Raw genomic sequence first — 18,715 nt, 5'->3', positions numbered from 1 at the left:
GCGGGGAGTCTATTGATCTCTAGACAGCTGATATGACAGGCATTTCCGACGAAACTCACCTCACCGAGGCGACAGCAGGAATACCGGAAACCGGGCACGGCCTGCACCTCTTCGTGGACGGTTGTTTTGAGCCTCGCTCGGGGCACGGCGGGTGGGCCTTCATCGCCTATCGCGATGGGGTGGAAATAGGCACCGGTTTCGGGGGCGTGGAGAATGGCGCCAACAACACGATGGAACTGACCGCGTTGCTTGAGGCGACAATCTGGGTCAGCCGCGCGGTACCCGGCGAAGCCGCGATCATCTGGTCCGATTCCGTCTACACCGTCGAAGGCTGCAACAGCTGGCGCCCCATCTGGAGGAACAATAGCTGGAAGAAAAGCAATCCGAACGGCAGGGCCAGAAACAGAGCGATATCGGATGCCAAGCTCTGGAAAGCGCTCGACATCGAGCTATCCCGGAATCCATCGATAACAATTGTCTGGTGCAAGGGTCATTCCGGCATTGAAGGCAACGAACGCGCGGATGAACTGTCGGATCAGGGACGCCGCTCGATACGGCGTGCCTGATGTGCCTGATGTCAGCGGCCGTCGTTTCACAGACGGCCGCAGCGCAAGTTACGCCGGCTGCGATGCCTCGACGACAGCAAGCGCTGCCATATTGACCACACCGCGAGAGGTGACCGACGGCGCCAGGATATGGGCCGGCATCGCCGTGCCGAGCAGGATCGGGCCAACATGCAGGCCGTCGGTCATCGATTTGACGACACCGAGGGTGATATTGGCCGCATCGAGGTTCGGGAAGACCAGCAGGTTGGCTTCGCCATGCAGCGTAGTATGCGGCATGACCCGGCGCCGCAGCTCCTCGGAGATCGCGCTTTCGCCATGCATTTCGCCGTCGACTTCGAGATCCGGTGCCGCCTCGCGAACCAGCTGCAAGGCGTTGCGCATCTTGCTTGCGCTTTCAGACTCGCGCGAGCCGAAGTTCGAATGCGAGACCAGGGCAGCACGCGGCGTAATGCCGAAGCGCTTGATTTCCTCGGCGGCCAGAACCGCCGCCTCGGCGATTTCTTCAGCCGTCGGGTTGAAGGTCACATAGGTGTCTGTGAAGAAGGTCGCGCCGCGCTGCGAGATCAACAGGCTGAGCGCGGAGAAATCGCGCACGTTCGGGCGTTTGCCGATGATCTGGCGCACGTCACGCAGATGCTTCTCATAACGGCCTTCAAGGCCGCAGATCAGCGCATCGGCTTCGCCACGCTTCAGCGCCAAGGCACCGATGACGGTCGTGTTGGTGCGCACGATGGTACGGGCCGCTTCCGGGATGACGCCGCGGCGCCCGACGAGCTGCAGATAAAGATCGACATATTCGCGGAAGCGCGGATCGTCCTCGGGGTTGATGACATCGAAATCCTGCAGCGGGCGAATGCGCAGGCCGTAACGCTTCAGGCGCGTTTCGATGACTTGAGGACGGCCGATGATGATCGGTTCGGCGATGCCTTCTTCAAGCAGCACCTGGGCCGCGCGCAGCACGCGTTCGTCTTCGCCTTCGGAGAAGATGACGCGCTTGCGCTCCGCCACCTTGGCCGCCGTGAAGATCGGCTTCATGACGAAGCCGGAGCGGAAGACGAAGCGGTTCAGCTGGTCGAGATAGGCGTCGAAATCCGTGATCGGGCGGCGCGCTACGCCGCTTTCGGCCGCAGCCTTGGCAACGGCAGGCGCGATGCGCAGGATCAGGCGCGGATCGAAGGGCGAGGGGATGAGGTAGTCGGGCCCGAAGACCGGGGTTTCGCCGGAATAGGCGCGGGCCGCAACGTCCGATGGCTCCTCGCGGGCGAGGGCCGCGATGGCGCGCACTGCCGCCATCTTCATTTCCTCGTTGATCGTCTCGGCGCCACAGTCCAGAGCACCCCTGAAAATATAGGGGAAGCAGAGAACGTTATTGACCTGGTTCGGAAAGTCGGAGCGGCCGGTGCAGATCATCGCATCGGGGCGGGCGGCGCGGGCAAGATCCGGCATGATCTCTGGCGTCGGATTGGCAAGCGCCATGATGAGCGGCTTTTCGGCCATCTGCGCCAGGAGTTCCGGCTTCAGCACGCCAGCGGCTGACAGGCCGAGGAAAACGTCGGCGCCGCCGATATTTTCGGCAAGCGTGCGCGTGTCGCTCTTCTGGGCGTAGATCGCCTTCCACTCGTCCATCAGCTCGACGCGGCCTTCATAGACGAGGCCTTCGAGATCGTGGACCCAGATGTTTTCGCGTCTGGCGCCGAGCGTCACCAGCAGGTTCAGACAGGCAAGGGCGGCGGCACCGGCGCCGGAGGCGACGATCTTCACCTCATCGATCTTCTTGCCGGCGAGTTCGAGGCCGTTGAGGATGGCGGCGGCAACAATGATCGCGGTGCCATGCTGGTCGTCGTGGAAGACCGGGATCTTCATCTTCTCGCGCAGCTGCTTCTCGATGCGGAAGCATTCCGGCGCCTTGATGTCCTCGAGGTTGATGCCGCCGAAGGTCGGCTCCAGCGAGGCGACGGTGGAAACCATCTGGTCGACATCTGCCGCGTCCACTTCGATATCGAAGACGTCGATGCCGGCGAACTTCTTGAAGAGGACGGCCTTGCCTTCCATGACCGGCTTGGAGGCAAGCGGGCCGATATTGCCGAGGCCGAGCACGGCGGTGCCGTTGGAGATGACGGCGACGAGATTGGCGCGGGACGTATAATCGGCCGCCTGCTCCGGATTGTCACGGATGGCGAGGCAGGGAGCGGCGACACCGGGAGAATAGGCAAGCGCCAGGTCGCGCTGGTTGCCGAGCGGCTTGGTCGCCTGGATTTCGAGCTTGCCGGGGCGCGGATAGCGGTGGAAGAAAAGCGCCTGCTCGTCGAGGCTGCCGCCCGTCAAATTCTTTTCCGATTTGGATTTTTCCTGGTGATCCATCGCCGCCTCCAGCGTTGTTCGAAGTCTTTTGAAGCTTCCTCCATACATCAATCGACCCGTGGGAACAGTACGGAAATAAGCGCAGCGGAACTTTTTGATCTGATGGTAACGGGGAGCTGACATCGGAGTTTTCCCGGTCAGCTGCGGCACTCCGACCAGGAAGGGCCCTTATCGGTGGATTGAGCGGCTTTGCAGGGCTTTCCTGCGGTTTGTCATCTTCCTGATACACGAGTCTGATTTTGGAAGACCAGACGAAGAACGATGGGACACGAGCGGAAAGGCTTGTGACAGACATGATGGAACCCCGGCGCTTCCGCACCCTCTTCATTTCCGATGTGCATCTCGGCTCGAAGGCCGCCAAGGCGGATTTCCTGCTGGATTTTCTGAAATACCATGAGGCAGAGACGATCTACCTCGTTGGCGATATCATCGACGGCTGGCGCCTGAAGCGCAGCTGGTACTGGCCGCAGGTCTGCAATGACGTCGTCCAGAAACTCTTGCGCAAGGCACGCAAGGGTACGCGCGTCGTCTATATTCCCGGCAATCACGACGAATTCCTGCGCGCCTTTCCGGGCACGCATTTCGGCGGCATCGAAGTCGTCGACCGCATCATCCACGACGGCGCCGACGGCAAGAAGTATCTGATCCTGCACGGCGATGAATTCGACGTGGTCGTGCGCAATGCCCGGCTGCTCGCCTATCTCGGCGATTGGGCCTATGACATGGCGATCCGCATCAATATCGTGCTGGCTGCCGTGCGCCGCCGCCTCGGCATGCCCTATTGGTCGTTTTCGGCCTGGGCCAAGCTGCAGGTGAAACACGCCGTCAACTTCATCGGCGAATTCCAGCGTGTGGTTGCCGAGGAAGCCCGCAAGAGCGGCGCCGATGGCGTCATCTGCGGCCATATCCATCACGCCGTGATCGAGGATATGGACGGCGTCCGTTACATCAACACCGGCGACTGGGTCGAAAGCTGCACGGCTATCGTCGAGCATGAGGACGGCCGGTTCGAACTCATCACCTGGCGTGCGCTGACCAGCAACGTGCCGGCCCTGACCTCTGTCGAATTGCTTGAAGAGGGCGATCTCGCCCCGCAGGCTGCTTGAATAATGTGTGCGTACCGCACCGGCCTGGCCGGTGCATCATGAATTTAGCCGTTGCCGTCAGGCGACAGGCCCAATTTATTTTTTAAATCGTTTCGAGTTATGTCCGAAACGTTACAGGCGGGCTATTTCTCGCCATAGTCGTGTCGGATTGGATGTGTTAGGCAACGGTCAGTTTCCTTCAGGTCCATCATGATTCCCGCACAAAATCCCTCGACGGGTGAGGGAGCGCCGCCGCGCTTCCGGCAGCTTAGCGCGCTGTGCTACAGCGCGCCGCTGCTGGTCAACGGTATCGTTCTGCCCTTCTTCCCCGTCTGGCTTGCAAACCACCAGTTCAATGACCACCAGATCGGCACGATTCTGGCCGTACCTATGGTGGTGCGCGTTCTCGTGGCCCCGATCGTGGCGGTCTTTGCCGACCGCATGCAGGAGAGGGCGCATGTGCTCCTTTGGTCGGGCATCCTCTCGCTGCTGACCGCCATAGCACTTTACTGGACCACGAATTTCTGGCCGGTGCTGATCGTCTTTGCGCTGCAGGGCGCGACCTTCGCTCCTTATGTGCCGGTCGTCGAATCGATCGTGATCTCGGGGGTGCGCCGCTGGGGGCTCGATTATGGCTCCATGCGCGTCTGGGGCTCGGTTGCCTTCATTGTTTCCACTTTGATCGGCGGCGAACTGGTCGGCAAATGGGGCGGCGCCATGGTGTTGCCGGTGATGATCTTCGGCTTCACGCTGACGATCGTCATGGCGGTTTTCTGTCCGCGCATCGGGCCGACACGGCGGCGCGGCCAGCCGATCAATCTGCCGGCGACGACGGGCAGCGGCCTGCGCGAGCCGCATCTGCTGCTTCTGCTGCTCGGCGTTTCCATACAGCAGGCAAGCCATGCGCTGCTCAACGCCTTCTCCTCGATCTATTGGCACCAGCTCGGTTTTTCGGGCACAGCGGTCGGCCTGCTCTGGAGCGCCGGCGTCGCCTCCGAGGTGACGGTGTTCTTCCTGTCGCGGCGGCTCAACCGCCGCTTCAATGCCTGGACGCTGATCCGCTTCGGCTGCGCCGTCAGCATCTGCCGCTGGGTGTTCTTCCCGATGGAAACGAGCTTCATCGGCTTCTTCATGCTGCAATGCCTGCACGGTTTTACCTATGCCTTCGTGCATACCGGCGTGCAACGGCGCATCGTGGCGACGGTGCAGGAGACGCAGGAAGCCTCGGCCCAGGGCGCCTATTTCTTCTATATCGGCATGGCCTCCGGCCTGATGACGATCGCCTCAGGCTACATCTATTCCGCGCTCGGCCTCGACAGCTTTTATGTCATGGCCTGTGTCGCGGCCTTCGGGCTCGCCCTTGTCATCATCGCCTATTATCTTCAGCCCCAGAGGCTGGCGTCGGGCGGGAATACGAGGGAGCCGGCATAGTTCAGACCGGGCTCGCGGTCGCGGGCCAAGAGCAGCGGGCCGTCGAGATCGACGAAATCGGCGTCCTGCGCCAGAAGAACGGCAGGCGCCATCGCAAGCGACGTGCCGACCATGCAGCCGACCATGATGGAGAAGCCGAGCCGCTGGGCTTCCTCCTTCATTTCCAGCGCTTCCGTCAGGCCGCCGGTCTTATCCAGTTTGATGTTGATCGCGTCATAGCGGTCGGCAAGGCTTGCGAGGTCGCCGGTGTGATGGACGCTTTCATCGGCGCAGACGAGCACATGGCGAGCGATCTCGGCCAGCATGTCGTCACGGCCGGCCGGCAGCGGCTGCTCCACCAGCGCGATATTGGCTTCGGCAGCGATACGAAGATGATGTTCAAGCCTGTCTTCCGGCCAGCCCTCGTTGGCATCGAGGATGATGGCGGAATCGGGCGCGGCGGCGCGCACTGCCAAAATGCGGCTTTCGTCATCGCCAGTGCCGACCTTGACCTTCAGAAGCGGGCGCTGCGCATGTTCACGCGCCTGGGCTGCCATGACATCGGGTTCTCCGAGCGAGATCGTATAGGCTGTCGTCAGGGACTTCAGCTTGCGCAGATCGAGCCGGTCGGCAACGCTCCGGCCTGATAGCTTGGCTTCGAGATCCCACAGCGCGCAATCGACGGCATTGCGGGCCGCGCCCGGCGGCATGGCATGCAACAGTGCGGCCCGGGAGATGCCATCCTCGATCAGCGGGCGGGCCGCTTCGATCTGCGCCATCACGCTTTCCGTCGTCTCGCCATAGCGGCGGTAGGGCACACATTCGCCCCATCCTTTGGCACCTGATTCTGTCAGCGTGCAGGTGATCACCTCTGCGGAGGTCTTTGCCCCGCGCGAGATGGTGAAAGTTCCCGCAATCGGGAATGAATTCATCTGGATATCAAGATTGCGCGGCATATTTGCTCTCCTGCGAGCATGGAAATTGCGCGTTGCTTCTGTATATTAACGCGCCGGGCGGCGAATATCACGTTCGCGAGTCGGGACTGTCGCTGCAAGCATTGAAAGACACAAGTATTTTGAAGTCCGAGAAACGCAACGCCGCCTCGCTGCATGTGGACGACCGAGCCGAGGGCTCTGGCCAGCATGTGCATCTCGAAGGCAATTGGCGCAGCGCCAACCTCCATCTCGTCCTGCAGGATTTCGACAAGCTCGCACGCAGCAATAGCGGCGACCTGACGCTCGATCTTTCCAATGTCACAGATATCGACACGGCCGGCATCTGGTTGCTTTGCCGGCTAAAGAAGCAGCAGGAAGAAGCTGGGCGGACTGTCCGTTTCGAAGGCACGAACCAGCATATCGACGAGCTGATCGCCACCTTCTCCAAGGAGCCTGATAAGCAGGAGCCCGAGCAGAAGGAAAACGGTTCGCTCATGGAGCGCGTCTTTGCGCCGATCGGCCGCATGACCTTTGATGTCTGGGACAATCTGGCCGCCGCCATGTACATCCTCGGATCGGCGGTGCGCGGCGCGCAGATGAAGTTCGGCCGAGGCAGCGGCGTATCGCCCGCTTCGATCGTCAACCAGATCGACCATATGGGTGTGCGGGCCGTTCCGATCATCCTGCTGATGTCCTTCCTGATCGGCGCGATCATTGCGCAGCAGGGCGCCTTCCAGCTTCGCTATTTCGGCGCTGAAATCTTCGTCGTCGACCTTGTCGGCATCCTGCAGCTTCGTGAAATCGGCGTGCTTCTGACGGCGATCATGATCGCCGGCCGCTCGGGCAGTGCCATCACCGCCGAAATCGGCTCCATGAAGATGCGCGAGGAAGTCGACGCGCTGAAGGTGATGGGCCTCAACCCGATCGGCGTGCTGATCTTCCCGCGGCTGGTGGCGCTCACTGTTGCGCTGCCGCTTCTGACCGTGATTGCCAACTTTGCTTCGCTGGCGGGTGCCGCTGCCGTCGCCTATCTTTATTCGGGCATTACATTCGCCACCTTCCTGTCGCGCCTGCATGAGGCCGTAACGCTTTCGACCATATTGGCCGGCATGATCAAGGCGCCGTTCATGGCGCTCGTCATCGGCATCGTCGCCGCGGTCGAAGGCCTGAAGGTCGGCGGCAGCGCCGAATCGCTCGGCCAGCATGTGACCGCCTCCGTCGTGAAGGCGATTTTCGTCGTCATCCTGATGGACGGACTTTTTGCGATGTTCTATGCAGCGATCGATTTCTGACATGGCGGACAACGTGGATCAGCAACCGATCGAAGAGACCAGGAACGGTGATCGCGACATCGTGCTTTCAGCGCGTGACGTCACTGTCGGTTTTGGCTCCAAGGTCGTGCTCGACAAGCTCAACCTCGATATCTACCGCGGGGAGATCCTCGGCTTCGTCGGCGCTTCCGGCACCGGCAAATCGGTGCTGATGCGCACCGTCCTGCGCCTGCTGCCGCGCCGTTCCGGCACCATCAAGATTCTCGGCCAGGATTTCGACGAGCTCAACGAGCAGGAACGCAATGCGCTCGACATGCGCCTTGGCGTGCTCTTCCAGCAGGGCGCGCTCTTCTCCTCGCTGACGGTGAAGGAGAACATCCAGGTGCCGATGCGTGAATATCTGGACCTGCCGAGTTCGCTGATGGATGAGCTTGCGCATCTGAAGATCCGCATGGTGGGGCTCGCGGCGGATGCGGCCGACAAATATCCTTCCGAGCTGTCAGGCGGCATGATCAAGCGCGCGGCACTTGCCCGCGCGCTGGCGCTCGACCCGGAACTCGTCTTCCTCGACGAGCCGACGTCAGGCCTCGATCCCATCGGGGCTGCGGAATTCGACGAGCTGATCGCCAATCTGCGCGATAGCCTGGGGTTAACAGTCTATATGGTGACCCACGACCTCGACAGCCTGTTCTCGGTCTGCGACCGTATTGCCGTGCTTGGAAAGAAGCGGGTAATGGTGGAAGGAACGATCGACGACATGCTGGCCTACGACGATCCGTGGGTTCAGGCCTACTTCAAGGGCAAGCGCGCGCGTTCGATCGTGCCGCAGGACGACGCGCCGGCGGCCCGGGCGCAGCATGACAGCGGGAAGTGACCGGAGACGATGGAAACCAAAGCCAATTACACGATCGTCGGCTTTTTCACCGTTCTGGTGATCGCGGCCGCATTCGGTTTCGTCTACTGGATGGCCGAATATGGCCGCAGCGGGCCGATGGCCGAGCTGATCGTGCGCATCCCGGGCTCAGCCAACGGCCTCAGCGTCGGTTCGCCTGTCCGGTTCAACGGCATTCAGGTCGGCTCGGTGCAGACGCTCTCCATCGATGCCGACGACCCGCAATATTCGCTGGCCTTTACCGAAGTTCGCTCGGATGCGCCGATCTATCCCTCGACCAAGGCTGCGCTTGAAATTCAGGGCCTGACGGGTGCGGCCTATATCGAGCTTTCCGGCGGCCGCAAGGAAGACAAGAACATTCTCCAGCAGGCACTGGAAAGCGGCAAACGCGCCGTCATCGTCGCCGATCAGTCGAGCGTCACCAACCTGCTCGCAACCGCCGACAAGATCCTCGACCGTGCCAATGATGCCGTTGGCGATGTGCAGGGCTTCGTGCGCGACGCGCGCGGGCCACTGACCAAGACCTTGCAGAATGCCGAAACCTTCTCGGATGCGCTGGCCAAGAATTCCGGCAATATCGACAGCTTCCTGCAGAGTGTAGGCGATCTCTCCAACACGGTGCGCAATGTCTCCGGCCGTGTCGATTCGACGCTTGCGGCCGTCGAGGATCTGGTGAAGGCGGTCGACGCGAAGAAGATCAACACGATCCTGAGCAATGCCGAGAAGGTGAGCCGTGACATAGCCGACGCCTCCGGCGGTCTGAAGGGGCTCGTCGACAAGGTCGACCAGACGGTGACGACCTACAACGAATTCGGCAAGAAGGCACAGGTCACACTCGATCGTGTCGATACACTGGTCGCCGCCATCGACACCAACAAGATAAAGGGCTCGGTCGACGATATTGCCCAGGCGACGAAGGATGCCCGCGCCGCCGTCGCCTCGATCCGCGATGTCACCAACACCGTGGCGGACCGGAAGAAGGATATCGACCAGACGATCCAGGATGTTCAGCAGATGGCAAACAAGCTGAACTCGGCTTCGACCCGTGTCGACGGCATCCTCATCAAGGTCGATGCGCTGCTCGGCTCCGACAATACCAATTCGCTCTTTACCGAGGCGCGCGCGACGCTCGAATCCTTCAAGAAGGTTGCCGACAGCGTCAATGCGCGCATCGGGCCGATCGCCGACAACCTGCAGCGCTTCTCAGGCAGCGGGCTCAGCGACGTCCAGACGCTGGTCAATGAGCTGCGCGGCACGGCGAACAATCTCAACAATGCCATCAGCAATTTCGACCAGAACCCGCAGCGGATCATCTTCGGCGGACCGACGGTCAAGCAATATGACGGGCGCACACGGCGCTAGAGCAATTTCGGTCGGGAATTGCGGGAAAGAAAACAGAGGTCAGGGGTAGCGTAATATGGGTCTATCGCATGTGATGTCGCGCCGTTCCTGGATCCGCGGAACGGCGATTATTTTGCCGCTGACGGCAGCCCTTCTCGCAGGCTGCGGAACGACGGCAAAGAACGACACCTATGATCTCTCGGCAGCCTCAGTCGATGGCAGCGGTCCGTCGGCCAAAAACAAGCAGATCCTGATTGCCGACCCGACTGCGCTCAAGGCGCTGAACAGCGACCAGATCGTCATCCGCGTTTCGCCCTCGGAAATCCAGTATCTGTCACGCTCGCAGTGGAGCGATACGCTGCCGCGCATGGTGCAGGCAAAGCTCGTCGAAGCCTTCGAGAATTCCGGCAAGCTCGGCGGCGTCGGCAAGCCGGGGCAGGGACTGGCGATCGACTATCAGGTCGTGAGCGACATCAGATCTTTCGAAATCGATGCTTCCTCCGGCAACAAGGCCGTGGTGGAGATTTCGGTGAAGATCCTCAACGACCGCAACGGTACAGTGCGCGCCCAGCAGGTCTTCCGTGCGACGGCGGCTGCCGGCGGCGACAATGCGGGCTTCGTGAAGGGGCTCGATCGAGCGTTTACGGCGGTGACCGACCAGATCGTCGGCTGGACGCTGAAGTCGATCTAAGGCATCTCATTTCAATGAAAAGGCCCGAAACCGTCTGCCGGTTTCGGGCCTTTTTGTTTCTGGCGTATCGCCACCGCTTATTTGGTGGGCTGGGCATCCGTCATCGTCGGCGTGCCGCCCGTTGCCGAGGCTGTGGCGGTGGTCGCCGAGGGCAGGTAGCTGTCGAGCAGGCCGGCCATCTTGTCGTCGCGCAGGCTGGCGGTCTTTTCGCCCATGACGACGCCGACGACGCGGCGGCCATCCTTGGCGGCCGAAGTCACGACGTTGTAGCCGGACGCATCCGTGAAGCCGGTCTTGATGCCGTCGACGCCGTTGTAGCGGTACATGAGGTTGTTGTGGCCGCGCAGCTTCATGCCGCGGAACTGGAAGCCGCGCATGGAGAAGAGCTTGAACTCTTCGGGGAAGTCGCGCATCAGCGAAACGCCAAGTGTGGCCATATCGCGCGCGGTCGTCACCTGTTCCGGATCCGGCAGGCCCGACGGGTTCTTGAAGACAGTGTCCTTCATGCCGAGCTGACGGGCCTTTTCCGTCATCAGTGTGCCGAAGGCCTGTTCGGAGCCGCCCAGCTGTTCGGCGAGCGCCACAGCGGAATCATTGGCCGAGAGAACGACGATGCTTTCGACGGCCTCCTTGACCGTGACCTTGCGGCCAGCGCCGACGGCAAGCTTGAACGGCTCCTTGCTCTCGGCATTTTCCGACATGGTGATCTTCTGGTCCCAGGTCAGGCGTTTGTCATGCAGCGCCTGGAAGGTGAGATAGAGCGTCATCATCTTCGTCAGCGATGCCGGATAATTCAGATCGTCCTGATTGGACGCTTCGAGAACCTGGCCGGTCTGCACGTCCACCAGAAAACTTGCCTGGCCGGCTTCGGCCTGAATGAACGCGCCCAGAAGAAATGCTGAGGATAAGGCGGCGGCTATCAGCCGGGAGGTCGTCTTGGTCATCAATGTCTACGGTCTCTGTCGTGGCAAGCAAATGGCTTGGCTATGGTCTGGCTGGGCCTTATGCCCCGTTGGTGCATGCGGATCAGGGATGTTTGTGACGGAATGAAGGAGCCGGGGCAATAAAAAAGGGTCATCCACAGATGACCCTTTTTGTCTCACCATGTCAGGTTTTGCCCTGCAACTCAGCTCAACCGGCCTGCAGCGTGGGCAAGCATCGTATAGACCTTGCCGGTATCCGAAGTCAGGTAGGACTGCGTGACCGTGCGGTTCGGATCGGTGCGGGCGACATCGGCAAGCAGCTTTTCAAAGTCACCGATGTAGCGATCGACGGCGGTGCGGAATTCCGGCTCGCGGTCGTACTTGCGCTTGATCTCGTCGAAGGTCTGCTGGCCCTTCAGCGTGTAGAGACGACGGGTGAAGACGTCGCGCTCGCCGCGCTGGTAACGGCGCCACAGATCGACCGAGGCATCGTGATCAATGGCGCGGGCGATATCGACCGAAAGCGAGTTCAGCGATTCAACGACATGGCGCGGGTTGCGCGCATCATTGGCACGCTGAGCGGGAGCAGGGGCCGGAGCAGCAGCTTCCGCTGCCGGACGGGCCGGCGCGCGCGGCGCTTCTTCGGCCTCGTCACGCGAGGCTCCACGCAGGAGATCGCTGATCCAGCCGCCACTGGTGGGTTCCGTCCGCGGCGCTTCCTGGCGAACCTGCGGAGCAGGTGCCGGCTGGGGAGCCTGGGCAACCGGGCGCTGCGGGGCGGGCGCAGAAGCCGGGGTGGGAGCAATGGCGCCGCGCAGGCCCATGGATTCGATCGACTGACGAGCTGTCGGTGCCGGCTGCGGGGCCGGAGCCGTTGAGATCACCGGCTGGGTGACGCGAGGCGCAGGTTCTGCCTGGGCAAGCGTGCGGGCGACCGGCTCGGAGATTTCCAGACGCTGGCTGGAGCGGCCAACGATCTGCGAAATATCCTGCAGGGCCTTGATCTGCTCGGCAACGGCGCGGCGCATGGCGGACGCGCTTTCCTTGGCTTCTTCCGGCAGGTCGAACGCGCCGCGCTTCAGTTCAGCGCGGGTAGTGTCGAGTTCGTTGCGGATATCGGCTGCGGAGCGGCGGATTTCTTCCGTTGCACCCGAGAAGCGGCCGACCGCTTCATCGATCGCATCGCGAAGCGATTCACGCAGGTTCTGCGCCGCATGATCGGAGGCGCGCCCGGCTTCGCCGAGCATGCGCTCGACTTCCGACAGCGAAGCCGTCAGCCCGCCACGCAGGCGGTTGGTGAGGTCGCCCGAACGGCGCTCGACATTGGCAAAGCTGGTGTCGATCGTGGCATTGGCTTCCTCGCCGGCGCGATTGATGGCTTCGCGCATGTTGGACGCTGCCTCTTCGGCGCGCTTCTCGGTGTCCGAAAGCACGCGGCCGATATCGGCAAACGAGGCCTGCACGCTCTGACGCAGCGTACCGGTAACCTGATTGGAACGCTGCTCGGCGCGCTCGAATACCGTTTCGATCATGCCGCCGAGGCCGCGCATGGTCTTTTCGATCTCGCCAGAACGCTGCACGAGGCCAGCTGCCAGCGTCTGCAGGGCGGTCTCGCGTTCTTCGAGCGTCGAGACGAGACCGGACTGGGCGGCAGCAAGAAGATGCGAGGCCTGTCCCAGAACCTTCGAATGGTCGTCGAAGCGGCCGATGATGCTGCCCACCTGGGCGAGCGTCTGGCCTGAAATATCCGACAGGCGGTCGACCTTGCCTTCGAGAAGGCGGGTCGAAGCGGAGACCATTTCGGCAGCCTTGGCGGCAGAGTCCGTGAAGCGCGTGGTCGTATCGCCGAGGCGGCTGTCGACGCCGCTCAGCTGATCGGCGGCGCGCGTCATCATGACAGACATGGCGGCGCTGCTTTCCGACAGGCGCTGAACGAGACCGTTGACGTTGTTCGTCAGGCTGTTCTCGATGGCGGCGACGGCATTGGCGACATTTTCCGCGCGGGTGGCAACGGCCTCGGTGAGTGCTTCATTTTCCGCACGCAGGCGCTCGGCGCTCAGGCTTGCGGCCGCGGTGATGCGGGCTGCAGCTTCCTGACCGGCGTCGGTATAGCGGTCGATGATCGGACGCGCCGTCTCATCCAGGATACGCGACAGCTCGGTGGAGCGGCCGGCAAGCATGGAGTTCAGGTCGCGGCTGCGCTCGTCGAGCGTTGAGCGGATCGAGTTGCCGCGTGCTTCCAGCGCCTTGTCGATATCGGTGAGCGTGGTGTCGATTTCGCGGGCACGCTGCTCCAGGCTGGAACGAATGATGCTGCTGCGGGCCTCAAGCGCACGGTCGACCTCGGCCATGCTGGATGTGATCTGGCTGCCGGCATCCGTCAGCGTCGAGCGGATCGAGTTGCCATGCGCGGCCAGCGTCTGGCCGGCATCGGCCAGCGCATGGTTGATGGCGCTGACCTGGCTGCTGACGATGTTTTCGGCCTCCGCCACCTTGCTGACGATGACGTTGCCGGCCTCGGAGAAGGTCTGAGCAACGGCGGCAGCCTGGCCGGCGAGGCGGCTCTGTGCCTCGGCGACGCGGTTGACGATCTGCGAGGAACGCTCGTCCATGGCTTCGGCGAACTGCTGGCCGGTGCGGCTGAGCAGCTCGGAGGACTTGGTGGCTTCGCCATCCATGCCTTCGGCAGCTTCGGCGACGGCGTTGCGCAGGCTTGCGGCAAGACCGGCTGCCTTGCCTTCGATCGTGCGGTTGACAGCATCGAGACCGACGGTAAGAGCGCGGTCCATGGTGGAGAGACGCTCTTCGATGCGCGCGGTGCCGCGATCCATCATGTCGCCCAAAGCGGAGGTCCGGCCGTCGATCGACTGGGCCATGTTTGCACTGCTGCTGTCGAGCGTTTCGGCAAGATGTGCCCGGCGGCTGTCCAGAGCCTGGGTGAGGTTGGCACTGTGGCTGTCGAGAGCATGCGTAAGGTTGGCGCTGCTGTTGTCGAGGGCCTGGGTGAGGTTGGCGCTGCCGGCTTGCAGTGCATCCGTCAGGCTGGCGGCGCGGCCGTCGAAAGCATCCTTCAGGCTGGCGCCGCGGCTGTCGAGCGCCTGGGTCAGGTTTGCGGCGCTGGTGCCGAGCGTTGCGGCGATGCGCTGGGCTGCGTCGTCGCCGATCGAGCCCAGACGGGAGACGCCATCATCCAGGAGGCCGGAGATCTGGTTGCCCGCAACATCGACCTTGTCGGCGAGCCCGCCGACGCCATCGGCAATGCGGGTCTCGATGGCAGCAAGGCTGGCCTCGACACGGGCGCCGGTTTCCGTGAAGCGGCCCGTCAGGTTGTCGACGGAATGGTCGAGATGGCCGGAGAAATCGGCGGCCGAACGCGAGATCGTGTTGGCAGCTTCCTGGAAGCGGCCGGCGATCTGGCCGGCCCCTTCGCGCATGCGATCCTCGAGCGCCTGGGCGCTGCCGTCGATGGCCTGGCGGATAGCAGCTTCGCGATCTTCCAGCGACATTTCGAGCATGCTGATGCTCGTCGCAACCGAGGTACCGATCGAGGTCGCCTGTTCGGAGAGCGTGTCGTTGATGAGGTTATGGGCCTCGCTCAGCGTCAGCGTGATGGCATTCGTACGGTCGTCGAGCGTGGCGCGGATACGATCATGCGCGGCGGCAAGACCGCCTTCGACATTGCTTGCGGCATCGTTGGCAAGGGCGGCCATACGCTGCTGGGCGTCGGTCAGGCCATCCTCGATGCGGCCCGTCATGCTGCCGATAATGCCTTCCATGCGGACGCTGCCGGCATCGAGGGCTTCGGACAGGGTCGACGTGTGCTCGGCGAGCGCCGTTTCCAGACGTGCCTGGTTGTCCGTATAGGCAGCGCGGATCGCTTCCGTGCGGTCGGCGAAGGCGCCGGCAACACGCTCTTCGGCATTGGCAACGGTATCCATGATGGAGTTGCTGCGGTTTTCGAGCGCAGACTCGAAGCGGCTCTGGCCGTCGTCGAGCGAAATGGCGAGCGCCATCGTCTTCTCGTCGAGCGTATCGGACAAGCGGTCGGCGCTGTTCGTGACGGCATTGACGATGGATTCGGCGCGATTGGCGAGCGCCTCCTCGATGCGGAGCTGGCTTTCGCCCAGCGTTGCGGCGATCCGTTCATGCGTGCCGGCGGCTGCATTGGCGAAAGCGTCGGCGCCCGTTGTCAGCGTATCTTCCAGGCGGCTGTGGCTTTCGTTCAGCGAGATTGCAAGCGCCATGGCCTTTTCGTCGAGCGTTTCGGCGAGGCGGTCATGGGTGCCAGAGACGGCATTGATCAGCGCCTCCGAACGCGTCGACAGCGTATCCTCGATGCGCGACTGCGTTTCGTTCAACGCAATGCCGAGCGCCATGGCCCGCTCGTCGAGGGTCTCGGCGAGGCGGTCATGCGTGCCGGAGACGGCATTGATCAGCGCTTCCGAACGCGTCGACAGCGTGTCTTCGATGCGCGACTGCGTTTCGTTCAGCGAAATGCCGAGCGCCATGGCCCGCTCGTCGAGGGTCTCGGCGAGGCGGTCATGTGTGCCGGAGACGGCATTGATCAGCGCTTCCGAACGCGTCGACAACGTGTCTTCGATGCGCGACTGCGTTTCGTTCAGCGAAATGCCGAGCGCCATAGCCCGCTCGTCGAGGGTTTCGGCGAGGCGGTCATGCGTGCTGGAAACGGAGCTGAGCAATGCCTCCGAACGGGTCGCCAGCGTATCATCGATGCGGGCCTGACCTTCGTTCAGCGAGATGGCAAGCGCCATTGCCTTTTCATCGAGCGTCTCGGAAAGGCGCTCATGGGTGCCGGAAACAGCCTCGATAATGGCTTCCGAGCGGGTCGCCAGCGTATCCTCGATACGGGCCTGGCCTTCGTTCAGCGAAATGGCAAGCGCCATTGCCTTTTCGTCGAGCGTTTCGGAAAGGCGCTCATGGGTGCCGGAAACGGCGTTGATGAGCGATTCAGAATGGGTCGAGAGCGTGTCTTCGATGCGCGACTGCGTCTCGTTCAGCGAGATCGCCAGAGCCATCGCCTTCTCGTCGAGGGTTTCGGCGAGGCGGTCATGGGTGCCCGAGACAGTATTTATAATGGCTTCGGAACGGCTCGAAAGCGCCTCGTCGAAGCGGCTGTGGTGGTCTGCAAGGGCGCCGATCAGCGCTCCGCCGCGTTCGGCCATCACGCTGTCGAGGTTGGTATGCGCGGTCTTCAGCGCGCCGGTGATTTCGGCGGCGCGGGCGGCGAGAACGCCGCTCAGCTCTTCGGCGCGGCCGCTGAATGCGCCGGTCACCTTTTCGGTGCCGCTGTTGACGGCAGTCGTGATGTCTGTCGTGGTCGTCTGCAGCGTGTCACGGAATTCGGCTGCCCGGGCGGCGAGATTGTTCTGCAAGTCGGACGTGCCGGCTGCCAGCGCCAGCGAAATCTCTGACGTGGCGTTGCTCAGCGCCGAGCCGAGTTCGCCGGTGCGGTTCGTCAGCGCCGAGGTGATTTCGTCTGCACGGCTGGAAAGGGTGCTGTCCAGCACTTCCTGACCGGTTGCCAAGGCCGTCGCCAGCGCCAGCGACTGTTCGGTCATGGACGTGCCAAGGCGCTCGATATTGCTATTGAGGATGCCTTCGATGGAATCCGCGTTGCCGGACAGCGTCTCGTTGATGCGGGTGAGGCTTTCGATGAGCTTGGTATCGAGCGAGCCGGAACGCTTGTCGAAGGCATCGGTGAATTCGGCGACGCGTTCGTCGAAGGCTGTCGAAAGCTGGGCGACGGTCGTCTGCAGGCGCTCTTCGAAGAAGCCGGAGCGCACGTCGAGATCCATGACCGCATCGTCGGCGCTCGATTGCAGGCTTTGGCGGAAGCTCGCACCCTTTTCATCGAGAGCGGTGTTCAACCTGGAGAGCACGTCGTCGAGCGTGCCGGTGATCGTGCGTTCACCTGATGTCAGGCTCTGATTGATCTCGCGGGTGCGGGACACCAGAATTTCGTTGAGCTGCTGGGTGCGCTCCTGCAGGGCGGCATTCAGGCGCTCGGTGCTTGCATCCATCGTCGAGGCGCGCGTCTCGAACTGGGTGAGCAGGCGCTCGCCATGTTCGTTGATCGTGCTCGTCAGCGCGTCCAGGCGATTGTCGAATTCATTGCCGATCGCAAGACCGGAGGCCGTCAATGTATGGAGCAGCGTATCGGTCTTGGCGGCAAGCAGCGTGCCAAGCGACTGGATGGCGCTGTCCGACTTCTCCATGATCGCAGCAGCGCGCGTATCGATCAGCGAGGCGAAAGCTTCGCCCGAGGTGGCAAGACGGATGGCAATCTCTTCCGTCGCCAGCGACAGTTCTTCCTTCAGCTGGTCGTGGACGCCGGCGATGGAAGAGCGGATGCGGTCGGCGTGATTGACGATCGCCTCACGCTCGGAGCCAAGTTCGTGGACGAGGCCGCGCACGCGCAGTTCGTTATCCGCATAGGAGCGCTCCAGCGCATTCACTTCGGAATGCACGAGCGTTTCGAGTTCGGAGGCGCGCGCGATGGTGCGCTCGATGCCTTCGTTCATGGCGGAGACTTCACGGCGCACGGCCTGGCCGACCGTCATGATGCGTTCGGAAGCAATGGTTTCCGGCTCGGAGAGGCGCAGCGCCACTTCCGCCATCGAGCGCGCGGCGTTACGCATGTCCTGGGCGCGCGATATCATGATGGCAAAGGCATAGAACATCATGACCGGCACGATGATGCCGACAAGGCCGGCAATCACGCCCGGCAGGGCGGCAAGATCGGTCAGCGAGCGGATCTGCGAGATCTGCGGCGCATAGAGCATGAACATCAGCCCGAGGCCGATGACGACCCACAGGATGGAGACGAGAGCGGCCGTGCGCAGGGCAGAGCGGCTGGAGCCGTTTTCCAGCGACTTCAGAAGCGAGGCGGGTGAATTGCGGCTGGCATCGTTGGCCGGAGAGAAGGCGGGTGCCCGCGGAGCCTGCTGGTCGCCGGTTCGGGCGGCGCGGCCGCGGCGGCGCTGTGCTTCTTCCTGGGCCTGATTGCGGGCATTGGATGGGTCAGTCACATTAGCCTCCGGGGCGTGGGGCGCGTTACCGCGGCGAGACGGCACGTTTTCCTGGCCGAAATCAATCTGAAGCGCCTCGTCCAATGCCTTGAACGCTTTGTCCTCGATCGATTCATTGTATTTGTTATTCGCCATTCCGATACGCCTCACAATTCCCGGCAAGTCCGGCAGCGCATCCGGGCCATCGCCTT

Annotated in this window: 11 protein-coding genes; 7 read left to right on the top strand and 4 right to left on the bottom strand. The window is 62.5% G+C overall.

The features are described 5' to 3' along the window. Positions 1-32 precede the first annotated feature (32 nt). Positions 33-566, top strand: coding sequence for a ribonuclease HI (locus LVY75_19920; protein ID XAZ25411.1), 534 nt, complete (start codon positions 33-35; stop codon positions 564-566). Positions 567-614: 48 nt separating this feature from the next. Here LVY75_19920 and LVY75_19915 read toward each other — a convergent pair whose 3' ends face one another. Next, on the bottom strand, positions 615-2,927 hold the full coding sequence (locus LVY75_19915; GenBank protein ID XAZ25410.1) for an NADP-dependent malic enzyme: 2,313 nt from the start codon (positions 2,925-2,927) through the stop codon (positions 615-617). A 293-nt stretch (positions 2,928-3,220) separates the two neighbouring features. On the opposite strand from LVY75_19915, the gene LVY75_19910 reads away from it, so the two are divergent. After that, complete coding sequence (locus LVY75_19910) at positions 3,221-4,033, top strand: UDP-2,3-diacylglucosamine diphosphatase (protein XAZ25765.1); 813 nt, start codon at positions 3,221-3,223, stop codon at positions 4,031-4,033. A gap of 189 nt (positions 4,034-4,222) precedes the next feature. Next, complete coding sequence (locus tag LVY75_19905) at positions 4,223-5,443, top strand: MFS transporter (protein ID XAZ25409.1); 1,221 nt, start codon at positions 4,223-4,225, stop codon at positions 5,441-5,443. Here LVY75_19905 and LVY75_19900 read toward each other — a convergent pair. Further along, positions 5,395-6,378 (bottom strand): dipeptide epimerase, encoded by a 984-nt coding sequence (locus tag LVY75_19900; protein ID XAZ25408.1) that lies wholly within the window; start codon positions 6,376-6,378, stop codon positions 5,395-5,397. The two genes, LVY75_19905 and LVY75_19900, sit on opposite strands and share 49 nt — an antisense overlap. A 101-nt stretch (positions 6,379-6,479) precedes the next feature. On the opposite strand from LVY75_19900, the gene LVY75_19895 reads away from it, so the two are divergent. Genes LVY75_19895 through LVY75_19880 form a run of 4 tightly spaced genes read left to right on the top strand, consistent with a single transcriptional unit; the run spans position 6,480 to position 10,552 of the window. Next, the gene (locus LVY75_19895) at positions 6,480-7,649 is read left to right on the top strand and encodes an MlaE family lipid ABC transporter permease subunit (GenBank protein XAZ25764.1); all 1,170 of its coding nucleotides are present in this window, start codon (positions 6,480-6,482) and stop codon (positions 7,647-7,649) included. Between the two features lies 1 nt (position 7,650). Then, the gene (locus LVY75_19890) at positions 7,651-8,502 is read left to right on the top strand and encodes an ABC transporter ATP-binding protein (protein ID XAZ25407.1); all 852 of its coding nucleotides are present in this window, start codon (positions 7,651-7,653) and stop codon (positions 8,500-8,502) included. A 9-nt stretch (positions 8,503-8,511) separates the two neighbouring features. Then, positions 8,512-9,882: an MlaD family protein gene (locus LVY75_19885; GenBank protein ID XAZ25406.1), complete on the top strand. Its 1,371-nt coding sequence runs from the start codon at positions 8,512-8,514 to the stop codon at positions 9,880-9,882. 55 nt (positions 9,883-9,937) lie between these two features. After that, the gene (locus LVY75_19880; protein ID XAZ25405.1) at positions 9,938-10,552 is read left to right on the top strand and encodes an ABC-type transport auxiliary lipoprotein family protein; all 615 of its coding nucleotides are present in this window, start codon (positions 9,938-9,940) and stop codon (positions 10,550-10,552) included. Positions 10,553-10,629: 77 nt separating this feature from the next. On the opposite strand, the gene LVY75_19875 is transcribed toward LVY75_19880, so the two are convergent. Both LVY75_19875 and LVY75_19870 read right to left on the bottom strand, forming a co-directional pair. After that, positions 10,630-11,496, bottom strand: coding sequence for a D-alanyl-D-alanine carboxypeptidase (locus LVY75_19875; protein ID XAZ25404.1), 867 nt, complete (start codon positions 11,494-11,496; stop codon positions 10,630-10,632). Between the two features lie 182 nt (positions 11,497-11,678). Then, positions 11,679-18,659: a hypothetical protein gene (locus tag LVY75_19870; protein XAZ25403.1), complete on the bottom strand. Its 6,981-nt coding sequence runs from the start codon at positions 18,657-18,659 to the stop codon at positions 11,679-11,681. Positions 18,660-18,715 lie beyond the last annotated feature (56 nt).

It is taken from the genome of Sinorhizobium sp. B11, from assembly GCA_039725955.1.
Classification (GTDB): Bacteria; Pseudomonadota; Alphaproteobacteria; order Rhizobiales; family Rhizobiaceae; genus Rhizobium.
The sequence above is the reverse complement of the archived record's forward strand: the minus strand, read 5'-3'. Positions and strand labels throughout refer to the sequence as shown.

Bases quoted from the DNA above. Each gene is read 5' to 3' on its own strand.
- LVY75_19900 (XAZ25408.1), bottom strand. From the start codon at position 6,378: ATGCCGCGCAATCTTGATATCCAGATGAATTCATTCCCGATTGCGGGA.
- LVY75_19920 (XAZ25411.1), top strand. From the start codon at position 33: ATGACAGGCATTTCCGACGAAACTCACCTCACCGAGGCGACAGCAGGA.
- LVY75_19880 (XAZ25405.1), top strand. From the start codon at position 9,938: ATGGGTCTATCGCATGTGATGTCGCGCCGTTCCTGGATCCGCGGAACG.
- LVY75_19910 (XAZ25765.1), top strand. From the start codon at position 3,221: ATGATGGAACCCCGGCGCTTCCGCACCCTCTTCATTTCCGATGTGCAT.
- LVY75_19905 (XAZ25409.1), top strand. From the start codon at position 4,223: ATGATTCCCGCACAAAATCCCTCGACGGGTGAGGGAGCGCCGCCGCGC.
- LVY75_19875 (XAZ25404.1), bottom strand. From the start codon at position 11,496: ATGACCAAGACGACCTCCCGGCTGATAGCCGCCGCCTTATCCTCAGCA.
- LVY75_19915 (XAZ25410.1), bottom strand. From the start codon at position 2,927: ATGGATCACCAGGAAAAATCCAAATCGGAAAAGAATTTGACGGGCGGC.
- LVY75_19890 (XAZ25407.1), top strand. From the start codon at position 7,651: ATGGCGGACAACGTGGATCAGCAACCGATCGAAGAGACCAGGAACGGT.
- LVY75_19885 (XAZ25406.1), top strand. From the start codon at position 8,512: ATGGAAACCAAAGCCAATTACACGATCGTCGGCTTTTTCACCGTTCTG.
- LVY75_19870 (XAZ25403.1), bottom strand. From the start codon at position 18,659: ATGGCGAATAACAAATACAATGAATCGATCGAGGACAAAGCGTTCAAG.